Origin of the sequence: Vibrio sp. OPT41, from assembly GCF_015163595.1 — a bacterium.
In the GTDB taxonomy this organism is placed as follows: domain Bacteria; phylum Pseudomonadota; class Gammaproteobacteria; order Enterobacterales; family Vibrionaceae; genus Vibrio; species Vibrio alginolyticus.
The window spans coordinates 452249-471108 of the sequence record NZ_JADDYH010000054.1 but is presented as its reverse complement, the minus strand read 5'-3'; the positions used below and the strand labels follow the sequence as shown (position 1 = coordinate 471108).

The 18860-nt window shown below is 45.2% G+C and carries 18 protein-coding genes; 6 read left to right on the top strand and 12 right to left on the bottom strand.

Going from position 1 to position 18860, the window contains the following annotated elements; translation table 11 throughout:
- Nucleotides 1–44 precede the first annotated feature (44 nt).
- The 3 genes from IQP38_RS20785 (at nucleotide 45) to IQP38_RS20775 (ending at nucleotide 2822) form a co-directional block, all read left to right on the top strand.
- Entirely contained in the window at nucleotides 45–1658 is a 1614-nt protein-coding gene (locus tag IQP38_RS20785; RefSeq protein WP_193837975.1) for a VRR-NUC domain-containing protein, read from the top strand.
- Between the two features lie 165 nt (nucleotides 1659–1823).
- A complete protein-coding gene (locus IQP38_RS20780; protein ID WP_053303510.1) occupies nucleotides 1824–2471 on the top strand; it encodes an AcfA family outer membrane beta-barrel protein in 648 nt (215 codons plus the stop codon).
- A gap of 15 nt (nucleotides 2472–2486) precedes the next feature.
- Nucleotides 2487–2822, top strand: a complete 336-nt coding sequence (locus IQP38_RS20775) for a YgiW/YdeI family stress tolerance OB fold protein (RefSeq protein ID WP_017635355.1) — start codon at nucleotides 2487–2489, stop codon at nucleotides 2820–2822.
- A gap of 80 nt (nucleotides 2823–2902) precedes the next feature.
- Here IQP38_RS20775 and yegS read toward each other — a convergent pair whose 3' ends face one another.
- From yegS to IQP38_RS20720, 11 genes are all read right to left on the bottom strand, one after another.
- Nucleotides 2903–3805 carry a lipid kinase YegS gene (yegS, locus tag IQP38_RS20770; RefSeq protein WP_053303508.1) on the bottom strand — a complete coding sequence of 301 codons (903 nt, stop codon included), beginning with the start codon at nucleotides 3803–3805 and terminating at the stop codon, nucleotides 2903–2905.
- 8 nt (nucleotides 3806–3813) lie between these two features.
- Nucleotides 3814–4719 (bottom strand): LysR family transcriptional regulator, encoded by a 906-nt coding sequence (locus IQP38_RS20765; RefSeq protein ID WP_053349403.1) that lies wholly within the window; start codon nucleotides 4717–4719, stop codon nucleotides 3814–3816.
- A gap of 172 nt (nucleotides 4720–4891) precedes the next feature.
- Entirely contained in the window at nucleotides 4892–5317 is a 426-nt protein-coding gene (locus IQP38_RS20760) for a bifunctional diaminohydroxyphosphoribosylaminopyrimidine deaminase/5-amino-6-(5-phosphoribosylamino)uracil reductase RibD (RefSeq protein WP_170893187.1), read from the bottom strand.
- Between the two features lie 49 nt (nucleotides 5318–5366).
- The gene (locus IQP38_RS20755) at nucleotides 5367–6668 is read right to left on the bottom strand and encodes a BatD family protein (protein WP_170893186.1); all 1302 of its coding nucleotides are present in this window, start codon (nucleotides 6666–6668) and stop codon (nucleotides 5367–5369) included.
- Nucleotides 6665–8395, bottom strand: coding sequence for a vWA domain-containing protein (locus tag IQP38_RS20750; RefSeq protein WP_170893185.1), 1731 nt, complete (start codon nucleotides 8393–8395; stop codon nucleotides 6665–6667). The genes IQP38_RS20755 and IQP38_RS20750 overlap by 4 nt, the downstream gene beginning before the upstream one ends.
- Nucleotides 8388–9458, bottom strand: coding sequence for a vWA domain-containing protein (locus tag IQP38_RS20745; protein ID WP_005376545.1), 1071 nt, complete (start codon nucleotides 9456–9458; stop codon nucleotides 8388–8390). Before IQP38_RS20745 ends, IQP38_RS20750 begins: the two co-directional genes overlap by 8 nt.
- The gene (locus IQP38_RS20740) at nucleotides 9451–10029 is read right to left on the bottom strand and encodes a DUF4381 domain-containing protein (RefSeq protein WP_005376546.1); all 579 of its coding nucleotides are present in this window, start codon (nucleotides 10027–10029) and stop codon (nucleotides 9451–9453) included. Before IQP38_RS20740 ends, IQP38_RS20745 begins: the two co-directional genes overlap by 8 nt.
- Entirely contained in the window at nucleotides 10030–10992 is a 963-nt protein-coding gene (locus IQP38_RS20735; protein ID WP_054576043.1) for a DUF58 domain-containing protein, read from the bottom strand. It lies immediately after the preceding gene.
- Nucleotides 10993–11004: 12 nt separating this feature from the next.
- The gene (locus IQP38_RS20730; protein WP_193837974.1) at nucleotides 11005–11988 is read right to left on the bottom strand and encodes an AAA family ATPase; all 984 of its coding nucleotides are present in this window, start codon (nucleotides 11986–11988) and stop codon (nucleotides 11005–11007) included.
- Between the two features lie 85 nt (nucleotides 11989–12073).
- The gene (locus tag IQP38_RS20725) at nucleotides 12074–13375 is read right to left on the bottom strand and encodes an anaerobic sulfatase maturase (protein ID WP_054576044.1); all 1302 of its coding nucleotides are present in this window, start codon (nucleotides 13373–13375) and stop codon (nucleotides 12074–12076) included.
- 106 nt (nucleotides 13376–13481) lie between these two features.
- Entirely contained in the window at nucleotides 13482–15008 is a 1527-nt protein-coding gene (locus tag IQP38_RS20720) for an arylsulfatase (protein WP_054576045.1), read from the bottom strand.
- Between the two features lie 141 nt (nucleotides 15009–15149).
- Between IQP38_RS20720 and IQP38_RS20715 the strand changes: the two genes are divergently transcribed.
- The gene (locus IQP38_RS20715; RefSeq protein WP_005376559.1) at nucleotides 15150–16007 is read left to right on the top strand and encodes a LysR family transcriptional regulator; all 858 of its coding nucleotides are present in this window, start codon (nucleotides 15150–15152) and stop codon (nucleotides 16005–16007) included.
- Between the two features lie 135 nt (nucleotides 16008–16142).
- On the opposite strand, the gene IQP38_RS20710 is transcribed toward IQP38_RS20715, so the two are convergent.
- On the bottom strand, nucleotides 16143–17690 hold the full coding sequence (locus IQP38_RS20710; protein ID WP_005376560.1) for an arylsulfatase: 1548 nt from the start codon (nucleotides 17688–17690) through the stop codon (nucleotides 16143–16145).
- 306 nt (nucleotides 17691–17996) lie between these two features.
- On the opposite strand from IQP38_RS20710, the gene IQP38_RS20705 reads away from it, so the two are divergent.
- Together IQP38_RS20705 and IQP38_RS26705 are read left to right on the top strand one after the other, a co-directional pair.
- Complete coding sequence (locus IQP38_RS20705) at nucleotides 17997–18383, top strand: winged helix-turn-helix domain-containing protein (protein ID WP_005376561.1); 387 nt, start codon at nucleotides 17997–17999, stop codon at nucleotides 18381–18383.
- A gap of 80 nt (nucleotides 18384–18463) precedes the next feature.
- The coding region (locus IQP38_RS26705) for a fatty acid cis/trans isomerase (protein WP_228010142.1) at nucleotides 18464–18860 on the top strand (397 nt) is incomplete at its 3' end.

The following is an 18860-nucleotide window of genomic DNA, read 5'->3' as shown; positions in this document are numbered from 1 at the left end:
AAGGCTTAACCTATGGGTTAAGCCTTTTTTGTTATCGGTCGTTTATGGAAAGCCCTATCGAACTTGCACCAGACTACTATCTAGAGAACTTCTTTAAGCTGACTCATCACGCAGTAACTTGGTACAGCAATTTACTGACCAAGGAAGAACACGCATGGCTTTGCTCGTTTGATTCTTTGAGCAAACACGCCCAGTGCCTTTTGGTACGTTTATACAGCCGAAAGGGATGTTGGTTTCGAAGTGATAAGCTGAGTTATCCAGAAATACCTTCTATCAATGAAGCACTGGCAGAATTGAGTCAACATGAGTTTGTAGCCCTTTCCCCACCCCTTTCTCATCAAGGGTTAGCGGCTAATTTACTGACCAAGCCAGAAATCTCCACGCTTTATCCCGAACTGCCGAAATCACTCAAGAAAGACGCCCTTGTCGAACGTTTGAGTAATGCGGAATTTGATCGTATAGAGCGGCTTGAGTTTACGATCGTCAAACTCAATTCTGCTCATATGGTTGACGTGTTACTCACTCTGTTTTTTGCCAACACCCATCAAGACTTAAGTCAGTTTGTGCTTGATGACTTAGGTTTGCATCAGTTCGAGCAATATCAATTGAGTAAAGTGCGCCGTTTCTTTGATTCACGTGAGCAAATAGACCGCTTAATTGAACTGAGCCAGTTGGCCAACCTGTACTGGCAATTTGACCGAAAAGACAAAGCCAATCTCGACTTATTAATTGAGGCAATGCCTCAGCCCGTTAAACACCGTTACGTAGATCGTAAACGCGAGCACATGTTGAATGACATAGCACGTGATTACGAACGGCTTAATGATCTAGAGACCGCCCTATCTCTATTTGGCCAAACTCAACTCACACCGAGCCGAGAACGACGCGCACGTATCTATGACAAATTAAACCATGATGATTTATTTTGTGACATTGTCACAGATATGCTTAACTCACCGATCGATGTGTCTGAGCTCGAAGTTGCACAAAAACTTGAGCAACGGTTAAAACGAAAACAAGGCGAGAAAGTGCCAAGAGTGACGAAGCCAACCTGTACGGAATACCGCCTTGAACTGGATTTATCTCAACAGAGAGTCGAACTCGCCAGCAAAGCGTATTTTGAGTCCTTAGGCTGGACTGTATTTTACGCCGAAAATGCACTGCTTAATGCATTACTTGGTCTCACTTTTTGGGATGCGATTTTTGCTCCTATTGAAGGGGCATTCATTAACGCTTATCAACACCGTCCTTTAGATTTATATCACTCGGATTTTGTTACCAAGCGCCAAGCTTTGATAGACACCGCTTTTGCCGAACTAGAAGCGGGCAACACCCAGATGTTATTGACAAAATACGATGAGAAGTTTGGCATCAGTAATCCATTTGTACATTGGAACTTAATAAGTAAAGAGCTACTCGAAACAGCACTCAACACTATCCCAACTAACATGTTGATGGCGCTATTTAAAATACAATTGAGTGACCTAAAGCTTTACCGCAATGGGATGCCGGATCTGATTGCTTTTAAAGGAAACGAGTTCGAATGGATTGAAGTAAAAGGGCCGGGCGATAAACTCCAAGACAACCAATGGCGTTGGATTAAAGAGTTTACTCGCCTTAATGTCCCGTTTGCGGTGTGTTACGTCGCAGCAACTTAACTTACTCTATATAAAGAGCTTGGTGTTTGTTCACTCAAACCGCCCCTCGGTTATCGCCCCTTGCTCTTTTTTCTAAACATTTTTTCGTTTCTTCACGATCGCTTCACGCTTCTTCACACAAAATGCGCTTCTACTCACTAAGTTGATTTGAAGAGGCAAAATAAAATGAACAAAACACTTCTTGCGTTACTTGTTACCTGCTCAGTTTCGGTATCTGCGGCTCCTTATGTAGGTCTGGAATATGGACTAGGCACCACTGACCATGATTTGGAACCTCACTTTTCAACTGACAACGTAACACTCAACCCTGAGCTTGAAGACGGTATTTTCTCAGGCTTTGTCGGTTACGCATTTAATGACAACTGGGCATTGGAACTGGGTTACAGCCAGTTTGACCTTGATGATAGTCGTTCAAAAAACCTAGGTATCAAGTCAATCGATGGCAAAGATTACCATCATGAAATGGATTGGGATGCGTCAATCAAAGCCAAGCAAGTGTCGTTGGCTCCTGTGTTTAACTATGCATTAAATGATAAATGGACAACAAAATTCAAAGCGGGTTTAACTTACACGCAATACGATGCCAAGGTTTCTAAACATCAAGAATACGAACTTGTCACGAACGACGATGTGGAAATGACCAACACGCTTTTCCATAGCGCGGAGAAAAACAACGAGCTAGGCGCAATGTTCTCAGTGGGTGCGGAATACAGAATTTTCCCGCAGCTCACCATAGGTGTAAACGCAAAATACCAACTAGACAGCTACGCAAACACTGCATCCTTTAATGTAGGCACAACTTATTACTTCTAATATCAGGAGAGGATAATGAAAAGAGTATTGTTAACATCCATGCTTGCCCTACTTTCAAGCTCGGCTTTCGCCGCATTTAATGGCCCAGAAGTCAGTGCAATCAATACGGTGAAAGAGGCGCGCAACGCAACCGACGACAGCGCTGTAGTGCTAACCGGGCATATTGTTCAATCATTTGGTAACGAGACTTACTTGTTCAAAGACAACACTGGTGAAATCGAAGTAGAGATCGACAACGAAGATTGGATGGGTCAAGAAGTGACACCAAAAGATACCGTAATGATTCGAGGAGAGGTTGACTCAGATTGGACAACTACGCAGATAGACGTTGAGACCATTCAAAAACGTTAAGAAGTTGACGATACCTCAACACAAGCAACACAGCCACATTTTAGTGGCTGTGTTAAGCAATAATCATGGAGAACGCTCGTTTAGCTAGTCAAGCAAGGACAATCTTGCGGTACGACTAATCGTATACTCTTAGGCTGAACATCAAATCTAATGGTTCTCGAATGATAGGGTTCTCCATCTAAATTAAGAGGTAATGGATTCGGGAAGTCTATCTCCAACCAGCTTGCTCTTGTGTACTTCACAAACTCTCCTTTCTCACTCGGGTTATTGATCTCGTCGATTACTTTAGGCAGCTCATGAGGTAAAAATGGGCGCACCAATGTTAGATCCATCAGCCCATCATTAATCATCGCTTTTGGAGCTAACTCTTGCCCACCTCCAGCAAGGCGCCCATTACAAAACGCACCGAGCAACATTTCTCCCTGATACGCACCACCTTCAATCGTTATTGTTCCGTCATATGGTTTAAAGCCAAGTGCTTTTACAACACCAGTTAGCGTGTAAGCTCCACCGCCAAGAAAGTTTTTGAGTTCAACAGGCGTTTCTGCTGTAACTTCTGCGCCAAACCCTGCTGTTGCCACGTTAATAAAGCAGCGATCGTTCGCTTTGACGCAATCGACCAAAGCGGACTGCCCCTCAACAGCAAGAGATAAAGACGCCTTAATGGAATTAGGTACTTGAATAGCGGTAGCAAAGTCATTGGCGGTACCAAGGGGAATAATGGCTAACTCAGGGCGTTTTTCTTCGTCAATTTGAATAACCGCAGAAGCCGCCTCATTGACGGTTCCATCGCCTCCAGCGACAACAATACGTTCAATGCCTTCATCAACCGCTTCTTTCACTAGCCGCGGCATGTCTTGAGATTCCCACGTCACACGCACCTGTACGTCGATGCCTTTTTCTCTCATTTTCATGATTGCATCTCTTAACTCTGGATTCCCAGCTTTTTTTCCGTTAAGGATGGCACGTATTGTCTTTTTCATTGCACTTCCTATTGGTTGATGACTTTTCCTGCTTGCTTAATCTGTGAACGCAACCATTGATGGGCGCTGTCGTTTGTGCGACTAGGATGCCAGATTGTGCAAAGCTCATACATTTGTTCATCAAATGGCATTGATAAAGATTTAACATGATAGGTGTTATTGAACAAGTTGATCATCGACTCTGGCATTAAACCAATGTATTCACTACCACAAATAATTGGGAGCATTTCTAGTACGCCTGAGGCTCGATACTTAATCTTTCTCTTATCCAAGTCGACAATGTCATCGGCGTTTAACAAGCTCTTACGACTCTGCCACTGCGAAACCACTACGTGTTCTTCTTCAAAAAATTGTTCAGCCGTAATCTCGTCATTCAGGCGTGGATGCGTTTCGCTACATACCACCACCAAACGCTCCGTAAGTACAGTTTCCAGTTTTAGCACCGTTCTTGCTCTTGGTGTGATATCAATGATCAAATCGTATCGTTGTAACCGCAGATCACTTTCAAAATCTTCCGTAAAAAGCGGATGTACTTCTAATGCAACATTTGGCGCCGACACACGGATTTGTTTCATGACTTGAGGTAGCAACTCAAAGCTCGCAACGGACACACAGGCAATAGAAAACACTCTATTCGACACTTTAGGGTCAAACTCACTAGAGGCCGATAATGTCGAAGTGAAATTTTGTACTGAAGCTAGAAGAGCAGGATAAATATCCATCGCAAACGAGGTAGGCTCGACACCTTTAACGCAACGATGAAACAATGGATCATCGTAGATATCACGTAGCCTTGCTAGCGCTTTACTCACCGCAGGCTGGGTGATGTTTAAACGCGCCGCCGCCCGAGACAAGTTACGCTCTTCATAGATGGCAGTGAAAATGGGAATAAGATTAAGGTCGGTCGGTTTCATGCTATTAAATTTTTCAAAAGTCACTTTCTCTATTTTAATCTAACAGCATGATCCTTCACGTAGCCAAGTGCAACAAATGGGCGGTATCGCTTGTTTTAATGAGTTTTAACTCAATTTTGACGCACTTCATTCACCACATAAACTGGCACCATAGTGCAACGTAAAGCTTGACTTAGGCTTTGCCTAGGTAAGGGGTAAGAAACTCGCTGACTTCCTCGCCGCACAAACCCGTTTCTACCTCTATACCTGCTTGTTTTAGAATCTCGATACCTCGACCACTGTTGCGCGGGTCGGAGTCCAATATGGCTACGACGACTTTGCTTATGCCGGATTTGACTAATGTCACCGCGCAAGCTGGCGTGCGACCAACAAACGAACACGGTTCCAGCGTAACGTATGCCGTCACCGATTCTAACGAGCCTTGATACGCATTCAGCGCTTCCACTTCCGCGTGATTGCCACCAATCGCTTGAGTATGACCTTCAGAAACGATTTGATTGTCTTTCACTAACACGCAGCCAACCGGCGGGTTGGGTTGACATTCAGGAAGCGCATTTTTGGACACTTCCAATGCGCGGCGCATAAACTCTTGGCTCATTTGAACTCTATTCTCTAATAAAAACGAGGCGCTATATTAGCGCCCCGTTTTATTCATTGTCATCTCTTCCAATGACTTTGTCCAGTTCTGGTAACGCTCGCGGAATACGGAATTTAAAGCGTTTTTGTTTGGTCTGGACTTTGCGCCACATCGACTTCAGTAAATGAGCGCTATTTTCACCATTTTGCATTCGCGACGCACTTTTTTGCCACGATTCACTCGTATCGGCTTTGGTCATTTCTAGCTCGGCCGTATTTAAACGCAATTGTTTGTACAATATGGTCCTTGCTTCAGACCAACGTTTAGCCTTTAACAAACGGTGGAACGTCAGCCATGCTGGTGTCGGTCTGTTGCGGTAGTAACGTTTAATGGCTACCAATGAAATAATCACAAAACCCAGCAACACAAGCGTGGAAACAATCCATTCAAAGTACGTTCTGATGAAGGACTTCAACGTGTGCTTCGCGGCAAAAGTTTTGCCCTCTAACATCACCGTTTCCACTTGCTGAGTCTTACTGTTCCACCAACGGAACTCATAATCCGGCAGGGTTAATTCACCACCTTGTTGAATCACGTACACGCTCTCTTCTGTGCGTGTTGACTGGTAATCACCACGTGTTTGCGTATCTGTCAAACGGTGGGGTTGAGGATACGCTTGATAACGGGTTGTTGATTCTCCTTTCAACAAGTCTGGTAGCAATACAGATAGTGAATCTTGAGCCGAAATGGTGATTTTACGCGTGATTGCATCCCCAACTTTGAGTGACTCAGTGGAGGTATCCCACTCTTGCTTTACCTCTACATCTGTTGCAGAAAACCAAGGTGTCTCACCACTCAGCAGGCCCGATGGCAATACGGTTTTGAACTTAATCGGCTGCGTGTAAAGTGTGCCTGACACCTTCTCGCCGTCCGGCGCCGACACCTGAACGCCCACTGCGACAGGTGGAATCACAAAATCACCAGAAGCTTGAGGATACAAAGTCACTTCCCAGCGTTGACGCGACCAAGTTTGTCCCTCTTTTTGCTCAGTAAAGTTGGTTGCTAGTTGATTACGCTGTTTGGCGATAACATTGGGTATTTCAATATTGCCAATTCTCGTACCACCCGTAAACCAACGCGGCGTTGCCACTTCGATGGTTAAAATAACTTGCTCATTGACGCTAAAACTTGGTGTTTTCCGCTTCTCTCCAGCCGTTGGTTGTTTACCAACCCACGCTTGTAACTCAACACCATGCTCTCGTTGAACGTCACGAATATCTTGAGCCAACACACTACTGCTCAGGAGGAAACCGAAACAGATAACTAACCACAAGGGTAAAGCAAAGTGCGTAAAACGGTGGCTTTTCATCATTGCACCGCCTCCTCTGTATTTTCGTTCGCAGTAGAGGTTGATTCTCCGGTTTCTATTGAACGCAATTGAATCTGAAACTTCTCATTTAAGAAGTATTTAGGATCCGCTTCGACTCGCTTTAACCATTTGTCGGCTAATTCTTGGCTACCTAAGATGTCGTCTGCACTTAACGTCTCTTTAATCATCAACTCCGCTGACGTTTTTTCATCCGCCCCTTCTGCGGTTTGAGGGTTGTCGCCTAGCTCGGTTGACGCCTCTTGCTCTGTTCCGGCTTGACTTTCACTCATCTGATTTATCTCATCGACGATGCCAGCAATCACTTTCAAGTTGTGCTCAACATCAGGTCTTAACGACTCGCTCAACGTTGGCTTACTGGCTAGGGATTTTAACAAGTCACGAGCAGCCAAATATTCTCGCTGACGCGCCAATGCGCTCGCCGCATTGTAAAGACCGTAATCTCTAACCTCTTCGGACGGGTCGTTTTGCATTTCCAAAAACGCACTGTGCGCGAGCTCAAACTCGCTAGCGTAGTAGTACGCCGTGCCTTTACGTAATGGATCGACAAAGTGTTTTGCAGCTTCTAAATACGCTTGTTGGTTGAACAAACGCTGTCCTTGTTGATCTGGCGTTAGCCACAAATCCCACCACCATTGCGCCACCTTGTCGAAAGCCGTCACTTTTTGCACAACTTGTGGCTGCTCGGCTTTAACTGAAATGTTCTCGGCCAATGCACTTGTTGGCATCAATAACGTGCCGCTCACCATTACAATCACGCACCACTGCACTAACCACCCTTTTCTAAACCACAGCATCATGATCAGCGCGATTGGGAACAGAATTTGATACCCCATGTCTTTCCAAGGCATTGAAGATTCGCCATTAAGCTGCATATTGCGCTCAACGTATCGATTCAGTTGCTCGATATCACTATTATCGACGGTCACTTCCACCAATCGACCGTTAGCCTGACTAGCCAGTTCTTGTAGAGAATCCAAATCCATTGGGTTGTTACTCACAATGTCAGCATTCCCTGCCGCAAGAATTAACAGTTGATAAGATTTGCCCGAGAAATACGCTTGGTATTGCTCAATCGTGGCTGGATTAACGCCATCACTCACCAACAGAACGGTAGAGCCTGGTTGACCTTGCAATTGTTGGTCAATTAACGGCAAGGCTTTTTCGGCAAGCTTACCTTGCACGGGCATAATTTCTGGCGTAATGGCCGCCAAAAACGGGTCAAATACTTTACTGTCTTGAGTTATAGGCATCGCGACATGAGCACTGCCCGCAAACACGACTAACCCCGTTTTTCCGCCTTTTCGCACGGCTAGCAAATCGCGTATTTTCTGTTTGGAACGCTCAAGGCGGTTTGGTGGGAGATCTTTTTGCAGCATCGATTCGCTGTTATCAAGCACCACCAGCAGAGAGGCTTTATCTTCGCCAAAGGGGGAAGATTCACGTTGCCACGTTGGGCCTGCACAAATCACAATGGCGATGAACACAATCAGCATCAAGAGCTTAAGCGGCAGTTGCTTACGCCAACCTCGCTCACCTATCGTCAAAGCATTGCGTAAATGTTCGGGCAGAATATCCTTCCAGCTTGGCTTGCTTTCTTCTCGCCAGCGTAACCACACCAAGAAAAACATGGGGACCAAAGCCAGTAACCACAGTGGTCGAATAAAATGAAACTGCGTAAAGAATTGCGTCCAACTAAGAGAATCAAACATCGCTATCTCCTAATGATGATCGTGTAACAGCCCTTCTTTTGAGTGTTGCGACGCTGAACGCGAGCAAATGCATGATGACCACTAACGCCATCAAGTAATGATGAAGGCTTTGTTTTGGGCGGTATGTGGTGCTTTCGTAAAGTTGAGGTTCCAGTTTGCCAATTTCGTCGTAGGCAGCCGATAGTTCATCACGGTTGAGTGCTTCAAACGCTTCACCGCCGGATTCTTTCGCAATGCGATGAATCGTGTCCATATCCAACGCGGTTTCACCTATCGTTTCCGGATCGCCCATCGCAATGACGTGTACTCTCACGCCTTTGGCTTTCGCAACTTTCGCCGCATCAATCGGTTCAACAAAACTGCCCGTGTCGTTACCATCGGTTAATACAATCGCGACTTTTTCACGGTTTTGGTCTTGTTCTAAAGCACCACGCGACTGATCGCTTTGCTCAAAAACTTTAATCGCTAAGCCAATCGCATCACCAAGATGGGTACTCTGCCCTGCCATTGCCACATCGGTTTGGTTAAGCAGTTCGAGCCACACTTTTTGGTCTGCGGTAAATGGCGTTTGCACGAAAGCAGCATCACCAAAAAGCACCAAGCCTAATCGGTCACCTTTACGAGACTGAACAAACTCCGACAGCACTTCTTTTGCCGCATCAAGACGAGAAATTTTTTCGCCTGTACGTGAGGTGAAATCTGGCTCGGCCATGGAGCCCGAAAGATCCACCACCACCATCACATCGCGGCCTAAACTCTCGCGAACTTGAGGCTCGCCTAACACGGTGGGTTTTGCCATCGCACACACCACCAAAAGCCATGAAAGAATTAACGTTGCTCGTTGCCACCAACTCGGGGTCAACTGGCTTGCACCTTCTGATGGCGTCTCGCCAATCGCTTCCACCAGCTGACTAAAAAACGGCACTTTGATCGCCATTTGCTTAGTGCGATATGCGGGCACCAAGTAGTACACCACCAACGGCAAGGGCAAAACCAGAAACCACATTGGGTGAGCAAATTCAAAACCTGACAAACCAGTTATCGATGCAAGAAGATCATTCATGTTGACCTCCCTGATGTGCTTTGCGTTTCAATCGTGGTGATTTATTTGCCGCGCTTTTTTGAGCATCACAACGGTGCTCACTCACCCAGTTTTTCGCACGAGCAATAAGCGTTACTCGCTCTTCGTTGGTTAGCGTAACGCTTGGGTCAACAATACTTTGTAGCCAGCACTTTGAAAGCTCATCGTTAAAAACCATTTGCGAGTTTGCTTGAGAATCTTCGGTTTGCGGATACAGCGCATCGAGCTTGCGCAGAAAGGCGGTATCAAACAATTTCGCGTTGCGGCTATCAATATGAATCAGCACTACTTTAAGCACAGAGAACAATACTTTTGGCATGTCTTTGTCGCTCGATTTGATTTGCGAAATCGCCAGTAGAGCTTCTTTTCGGTAACGATTATGCCACCATTGCCGAGCCAATCGATATACGACATACACCAATGCAATGAGCACAACCGCCGCTAAAATTTTCCAGCCAATAGTTTGCGGGTACCAACTCACGCTAGATGGTACAGCCACATCATGCAGCTCTCTGAGTATGTAGGTACTCGGAGGCGTAGGAAGATCACTCATTTAACGCCCTCCTACCAGTTTTTGGAATTGTTTAATGTGCTCACCTGTCGTATCGAGTTCGATGTGCGGAAGGTGTTTCATCGCCATAAGTTGAGAGAGTGATTGACGCTGTAAGCTAGTTCGAGCCTCAAGCTTTGCGCTCGCAGCTTCTACCTTTGCGTTGCTGTCTAAATTGAGTTGATACTGCCCATCACCAACCACCCATTTCGATTTTGCCAAATCGTCTGGTAGCGCTTGTTCTAATGGGTCACTGACCATCACAGCAAGAACATCGTTGTGCTGTTGTAGCTGTTTAAGGTGATCAAGGTGGTGCTCCTCGCAGTCGCTCCAGTCGCTGATAAAAATCAAAGTGGATTGCTTGAGATTCATGCGTTTAATAAGCTCAATCCATTGACTGAACGCTACTTTTTCGGAATTGCGGGAGTCCACATTGAGCGATTGATTGGCTTTAGCGAGACGTTTAAGTTGCGCCAGAAGATCGTTTTGCGAACGCTGTGCCTTGCTGTGAAACAACGCCTGCTGGGATGCGATGACAAAACCGACTCGGTCGCCATCTTTTAATACTCGCCACCCACACATCGCTGCGATCTCTGCCGCGACAACTGATTTCATTACTTGCGTCGAAGCAAAAAACATTGTGCTTCTCTGGTCGACACACACGATTACGTTGCGATCTTTTTCTTCTGTATAACTGCGTACATGCGGCTTACCCGTACGCATCGTAACTTTCCAATCAAGGTTACGAATATCGTCACCCAATTGGTAATGGCGCAGCTCTTCGAAGTTCAATCCACGACCGCGAAACAACGAATTGTGTCGGCCAGAGAGTACGCTACCCGCCTTTAGGTGAGGAAGTAAACTGAATGATTCTGCTTGTGCTTGCAGACGTACTAAACGAGCGTAATCGCAGTACAAACGGGGATCCATCCCCTGTGATTTTGGCGCAAGAGTTGGCTTAGCCATAATGCCTCCCACTTACCCAATTTCTACACAATCTAGCAGCTCTTGTACGACTCGTTGGTGATCGACTCCGTCTGCTAGTGCGTCGTAGGTCAAAGAAAAACGGTGGCCCAATACAGACGGAACCATGACACGCACATCGTCAGGAGTCACATGGTCACGTCCTTGCATCCACGCATACGCACGAGCGCATTTGTCGAGTGCGATGGAAGCACGAGGACTAGAGCCAATCTCAATCCATTTTGCTAAGTTTGAATCGGCATAACGCTCTGGCTTACGAGTCGCCATCACTAACGCAACGATGTAGTTTTCCACTAGGTCCGATACCACGATGTTTGGTAACTGACGACGCGCTTCTAGCACCACGTCTGGCTCGATGTGTTTTGGCGTAACAATTTCGCTGCTGGTTTCCGCACCCAATTCTTCACTGCGCACCAAACGAATGATGTCACGTTCGGCGTCATCTTCTGGATAATCGACGGTAACCTTCATGATAAAGCGGTCCATTTGCGCTTCTGGCAGCGGGTACGTGCCCTCTTGCTCTACAGGGTTTTGCGTTGCAAGCACCATAAATAAGTCTGGCAATACGTGAGTTTTATCGCCTACCGTGATTGTGCCTTCGGCCATGGCTTCAAGCAGTGCCGCTTGTACTTTGGCTGGTGCACGGTTGACCTCATCAGCAAGTACAATGCTGTTAAAAATTGGCCCTGACTGAAAATGGAGTTGCGGCTTACCATCCAGCTCTTGATAAACCTCAGTGCCCGTCACGTCAGATGGTAAAAGATCCGGCGTAAACTGGATTCGACCAAAACTGGTGTTTAACAAGTTCGCCAACGATTTTACGGAACGTGTTTTTGCCGTTCCCGGTAAACCTTCTAGCAGAATATGCCCATTTGTTAATAACCCAATGACTAAAGCTCGAACCACGTGGCTTTGTCCAATGACGCTTTTTTCTGTTTGTTCGATGAGTTCTTTTATCGCTTGTTGTGCGTGGTTCATAGGATACCTTTTCAATGGTTTAAGCCGTCTTTTCGATAGTTAAGTATAAGAACAAATGAAATAACTTAAGGTTATATTCACTATGTTATCTTTGCGGTTCTTGAGATTGGAGAAGTTGTGCAAGACCAACCAACATCGGTAACGCATAATCAAAGAACATTTTGATTCCCGAACACAAATAGTTTAGACCACTCTCACCATTCGGCGTTTTGATCAAACGGTTTTTGGGGCACTCACCCCAACAATAAGGCAAGTAAGGGCATTGCTTACAATACGTCGGCAATGAATCGCGTTTTGCCATGCCAAAAGTATATTGTCTTGTAGAGAAGGCCATTTCATTCAGTGAGTGTTCATGAATGTTGGCGAGTTTGTATTCTGGATACACATAGTGGTCGCAACTGAACACGTCGCCATTGTGCTCAATCGCCAACCCTTTGCCACAAAACTCCGCCGTCACGCAAAGCTGAGACGGTTTCCCCATTACTTGCGCCACCGCGGTTTCAAACAGATTAACCAACACACGGCCAAGATCGTTATTCACCCACTCTTCAAAGGTCGCCATTAAAAAGCGTCCCCAGTCTTCAGGATCGACTGACCAATCCGTTACAATCGACATTGGATGCCCCGGTTTAGCCAGAACACTGCCTTTGGTTGGGATCATCTGTTCGTTCCAAAACTGCGGCGCGGTTGTTTGGAAGTTGTTGGCTTCTACCACCGGCGCAAACTGAATATAAGTCACACCCAATTCTTGGGTTAAAAATCGATATACTTCGAGCGGGTATTTCGCATTGTGACGATTCACCGTGACCAACGCGTTGAATTTCACGCCATGCGCTTTGAGCTTATCTACCGCTTTCATCACGAGATCAAACGTTGGCTTACCGCTGCGGGTTTTGCGATATTTGTTGTGCAGCTCTCGTGGCCCATCAATCGACAAGCCAACTAGGAAGTTGTGCTCTTTTAAAAACGCACACCACTCATCGTTTAGCAAAATGCCGTTGGTCTGAAGGTCGTTTTCAATGCGAACGCCTTTCGGCTGATGTTTCTTTTGCAAAGCTACGACATTGCGGAAATAGTCCAACCCAAGCAGCGTCGGCTCCCCGCCCTGCCATGAGAATACAATTTCTTCGCCATCCTGACTTTCGATATAGCTTTTCACGAACGCTTCCAGTGTTGCGTCGTCCATTTTTGGCTGCTTTTCTTGGTGCAGTAGATTTTCTTTATGCAGATAAAAGCAGTACTGACAATCGATGTTGCACTTTGCTCCGCCTGGCTTTGCCATCACATGGAATCGACGGTCATACGCGCCCAGAACCGGCGCTTTAGACGCCGTTTTAAGGGGAACAATAGGCATAGTAGTAGAATGGCGAGGGGAAATCTTACTCATACGTTTCTCACTATTACATATACCCAAATAACCTCCTGAGCGCTGTACAGCAAAAGTGAAGCTATTTGGGTATATAGCGCTCCAAAAAGCGCTATATAATCTTAATTTACTTAGAAGACTTAGGTACGAACGAACCTGCTTCCATACGAGGAGGGAACTCTTTGAATGTACCCATCACCTCTTTCACTGTATCCATTGCTGGCATCATTAAGAATGAACGCTCGTACATCCAACGAGAATAACCCATGCCTTGATCGCCTCGTTCAAATGGATCAATGCTCAAGTCAAAGATCAGTGGCACACGAAGTTTAGTGAACGGCTTACGCCATACATCCATACCCGTTTCATTCTCTTGAATCATAAAGTGGAACTTGTACTTTCCTTGGCGCAATGCCACAAGATCGCCGTCGTCGCTCCAGTAAACGAACTCATTTCGTGCGGATTTGTCTGACTTACCCGTTAAGTATGGCAATTGGTTGTAACCGTCTAGGTGAACTTTGTAGTCCACATCGCCAACTTTTTTGCCTTTTAGTAATTCGTCTTTAACTTTGGTATCACCTGCCGCAGCAACTAGTGTCGGGAAAAAGTCCTCTAATGACATCATGCCGTTGAATGTTTTACCTGCCTCAATTTTTCCAGGCCATTTAATCAACATTGGCACACGGAAACTCCCTTCCCAGCCAGTGTTTTTCTCTGAGCGGAACGGTGTCATCCCAGCATCCGGCCACAAATCAACCATAGGGCCGTTGTCAGTGGTGTAAACAATGATTGTATTGTCATCCACACCTAACTCTTTGATCTTGTTAAGTAGCTGACCGATTTGGTCATCGTGCTGCTTAACACCATCCGCGTAGAAACCGGCACCTGTTTTACCTTGGTATTCTTCAGGAACATGTGTGAAGTTGTGCATGCGAGTGGTGTTAAACCAAGTAAAGAACGGCTTGTCCGCTTTTACTTGCTTTTCTATGAAGCTCTCTGCGGCATCAAGAAACTCACCATCAACATTTTCCATACGCTTACGCGTTAGTGGACCGGTATCTTCGATTTTGCCGTCAGCGTAAGAATGGATAACGCCACGAGGGCCAAATTTCTTCTTGAACTCCGGATCTTTAGGGTAATCCACGTTCTCTGGCTCTTCTTCTGCGTTCAAATGGTATAGGTTGCCGAAGAATTCATCAAAACCGTGGTTGGTAGGAAGATGCTCGTCTCGGTCACCTAAATGGTTCTTACCAAATTGTCCGGTTGCGTAACCCATTTGTTTAAGCACGGTTGCAATCGTCGGATCTTTTTCCGAGATACCTTCCGGAGCGCCTGGTAAGCCCACTTTTGATAGACCTGTACGTTTTGGCATTTGACCAGTGATGAATGAAGAACGGCCTGCTGTCGAGCTTTGCTGTGCGTAGAAGTTAGTGAACTTCGCACCTTCTTTAGCAATGCTATCGATGTTTGGCGTGTTGTACGCCATCATGCCTTGGTTATAGGTACTAAGGTTCCAGTAACCAACATCATCACCAAAGATGACAAGAATGTTGGGTTTGTCCGCTGCATGTGCAACTGCAGATGCAGCGCCTAATGCTAACGTACATGCGTTAAGTACGAGTTTTTTACTGCTCGTTTTGGTCGCATTTTTCATATTATCTCCAAGAGTTCGCTAGTGCGTAAAAAACGGTATTCGCTTTTCAATACCATTGTTGATATAAGATAAAGCACTAATTTCAGGCGATAAATGCAGTCAAAATTAGTTAACCTATAAATTAAATTTATGAGTGACGTTATGGACTTGAATTTGATCCAAACTTTTCTTGTTGTTGCGGAGTTTCAATCTTATACAAAAGCCGCGGAACAATTAGGGCTTACACAACCTGCTGTGAGCGCTGCAATAAAGCGTTTAGAGCAAGTCGTAGATAAGCAATTATTCGTTAAAAAAGGACGAGGTATCGCACTAACCTCCACCGCTTATCAATTACTGCCGCAATTCCAGCAAGCGGTTAGTATTATTGACAATGCGATATCTGATAGAAATCATTTTGAAGTGTGTTGTTCGGAAATTTTGTTGCACATTATGGACCCGATAAAGAACACTATTTTTTATGAATCACCACCCGAAAAATTCCTATTATTTGAGCTGTTAAGACAACAAAAAGTCGATCTAGTAATCGATACGGTGATCACGAAAGATGCAGCGTTTATTATTGAAGATGCCTATGAGGAAGAAGCCGTGGTTATCTGTCGTGAGAACCATCCCCGTGTACACGGCACGCTCACAAAAGAGCAATTTTATGAGGAAACTCACTGTTTATTTTCAGGAAAATGGAACAACATGTCGGGGTTCGAGCAACTAGCAAAGGAAACAATTCAAGAAAGAAAAGTCGACTTGATCACATCTTCGCTAGCGGGCATGGCGCTGTATGTCGCCCAAAGAGACAGTTTAGGGATCGTGTCTCAATCTTTTGCAAACAAGTGGAGCAAAGCGCTCAAACTTCAAATTTTGCCCTGCCCCATTTCGATACGCTCTATCCCTTACAAGTTCGTCTACCATAAGCGAGAGGTAAACAACCCAGCCCACATCGCTCTACGTGAAAAAATCAAAGCCAACTTAACGGCAGCCCACTACGAACCAATTTGTTTATAAATCTTGTCAATTGAAGCGTTAGGCGTTTTCGTCATCAAGCTTTCTACAAACCTTAATAGATAGAATTTTACAGATAAAAAAAGAGGCTCACTTTAATGAGCCTCTTTCTAGATGTGGAACTTCACTTAGCTTTTCTTACTTATTTGGGTTCTCTTTTAGTTTCTCCATCACTTGATCGAGCGAGAAGCTTGCTGCTTTTTGCCTTGGTGGGAACTCTTTAAACGTTTCAAGGAATCTGCCTACGTAAGCTTGCGCAGGAACAAGCATGTAAGCACGGTCTAGCATCCAATCGTAGTAAGTGTTAGAAGTGATATCAGCCACTTCGTAAGGATCCATACGCAAGTTGAAGATCTTAGGAACACGAAGTGTGGTGAATGGTTCAGCCCAAATACGCAACGTACCTTTTGCTCGTTGCTCCATAAAGACCAGCTTCCATTTGTTATAACGAAGTGCAGTTAAGTCTCCATCATCTGAGAAGTAAAAAATTTCTTCACGTGGGGCCTTATCCTCTTTACCAGTCAAATATGGTAGGAAGTTATAGCCGTCTAGGTGAACTTTGAATTTCTTACCATTCGCACTATAACCTTTGAGCAATTTCTCTTTGATATTGTCATCACCCGCGGCAGCAACGAACGTTGGCATCCAGTCCATGTGATGCATGATATCATTCGAAACAGAGCCAGCTTTAATTTTACCCGGCCAACGTACCATCGCAGGAACTCGGTACGCACCTTCCCAGTTGGTATTTTTCTCTCCACGGAATGGCGTTGTGCCTGCATCTGGCCACGAGTTCATGTGTGGGCCATTATCGGTGGAGTAAAAGACGATTGTGTTGTCTTTAATACCCAAATCATCCACTTTTTTCAGCAGCTGACCTACATGATTATCATGCTCGACCATACCATCTGCATACTCGCTGATGCCTGTTTTTCCAGAGTTCTCTTCTTTCACATGAGTACGGAAGTGCATACGAGTTGCGTTCCACCAGACAAAGAAAGGTTTTTCAGCCTTGACTGCACGATCCATAAAGTCGAGTGCCGCATCTAACGTCTCTTCATCCACGGTTTCCATGCGCTTGCGAGTTAGAGGTCCTGTATCCTCAATTTTGCCATCAGCGTACGAACGGATAACGCCGCGCGGACCGAACTTTTTACGAAACTCAGGATCTTTAGGATAATCGACGTTTTCTGGCTCCTCCTCGGCGTTCAAGTGATAAAGGTTGCCAAAAAATTCATCGAAGCCGTGATTAGTAGGAAGGTGCTCATCTTTATCACCTAAGTGGTTTTTACCAAATTGCCCTGTCATATAGCCCATCGGCTTCAGCATTTCGGCAATGGTTGCGTCCTCTTCCTTCAAGCCAAGATCAGCACCTGGAAGCCCCACTTTACTCAAACCTGTTCTAAGAACGGTTTGGCCCGTAATGAAAGTAGAACGGCCCGCTGTACAAGATTGCTCACCGTAATAGTCAGTGAACATCATGCCTTCTTTGGCGATACTGTCTATATTTGGTGTTTTGTACCCCATCAAGCCAAACGTGTAAGCACTGAGATTGGACTGGCCAATATCATCACCCCAAATGACGAGAATATTTGGTTTCTCTGCTGCGATACTGCTACTTGTCGCACCGATTAAAGCGGCGGCAAGAATCGCTAATCGGCGTTTAACGCCATATTTCGCTGTCATATAAACCTCTGTGTGTATTAGAAAAGTGCTTCCTGCAACAGAATGTATAGTTCACAAATGGCGGATAAGCGAATTTACTAAATGAGAATTCTTTCTATCTTTGCCTAACATTACACCGTTATTTGTAGCTAATACGCACTCCAATAGCACTTTAGTTCAGAGCGCCATCGCATCATTCATCACTACTGGTAATCTCAAGTATTAAGATTGTCTACGCATATCACAGTGCTCATAAAGTACCTGATTGCTTTTATATAAATATTAATGATAATACGTTTTACTACTATTAATAATTAAGGTACCCGTGTGCTTGACTCCAAGGTTTCAAATGGAAAAACTTCCCAATGCCAACACAACGGCGTTCACCATAATGATGAGGAGCTATTACTAGATAAGCGCACTCACTCTGTGGTACTCAATTACTTGCCAAACAAGAAATCTGTTCAGTTAACAAGCATTCAATTTAAGCTGCTGCAAACTCTCACTCACCATCAAGATCAAGTGCTTAGTAAGCATTTTCTTTACGAAACAGTACTAAAACGTGAATTTACTGAACATGATCGAGCACTCGATATGCACATGAGCAGAATGAGAAAGCGTCTAGTTCACGAAGGCGTTCCAACAGACAGAATTCAGACAGTCCACCGCCAGGGTTACATTTTCAAGCGCTCAGACAATCAACAGAAAAATTAACGCTAATTGACCCAACTTTTGGTAATTGACCGCTTATTTTGCTTTAATTAATGCAAATTCTAATCACGTAAAATAACTCAATGAATTTGCGCTTAATTTTTACACTTTGCATTGCTACTTTGTTTGCCGGCTGTGCAACCTATGCTGGTCTTAACTATGACCAACTGTTTGGTCCACAGCTCGTGCGTGAACGCACAGTTGACGTGGAAACCCCTCAAGCAAACTTCTTCCAAAGCGAAGTTAAACCCATTATGGATAACCGCTGTGTCGTCTGCCACGCGTGCTACGATGCACCATGCCAACTTAAGCTCTCTTCTGTTGAGGGCATTGACCGTGGTGCGAGTAAAGCACTGGTATATGAAGGAACAAGACTCACAGCCGCAGCACCAACACGCTTATTCGAAGATGCAGAAACAACCCAAGAGTGGCGCGATGCGGGTTTTCATCCGGTTCTCAACGAACGTGATCAAAGCATGG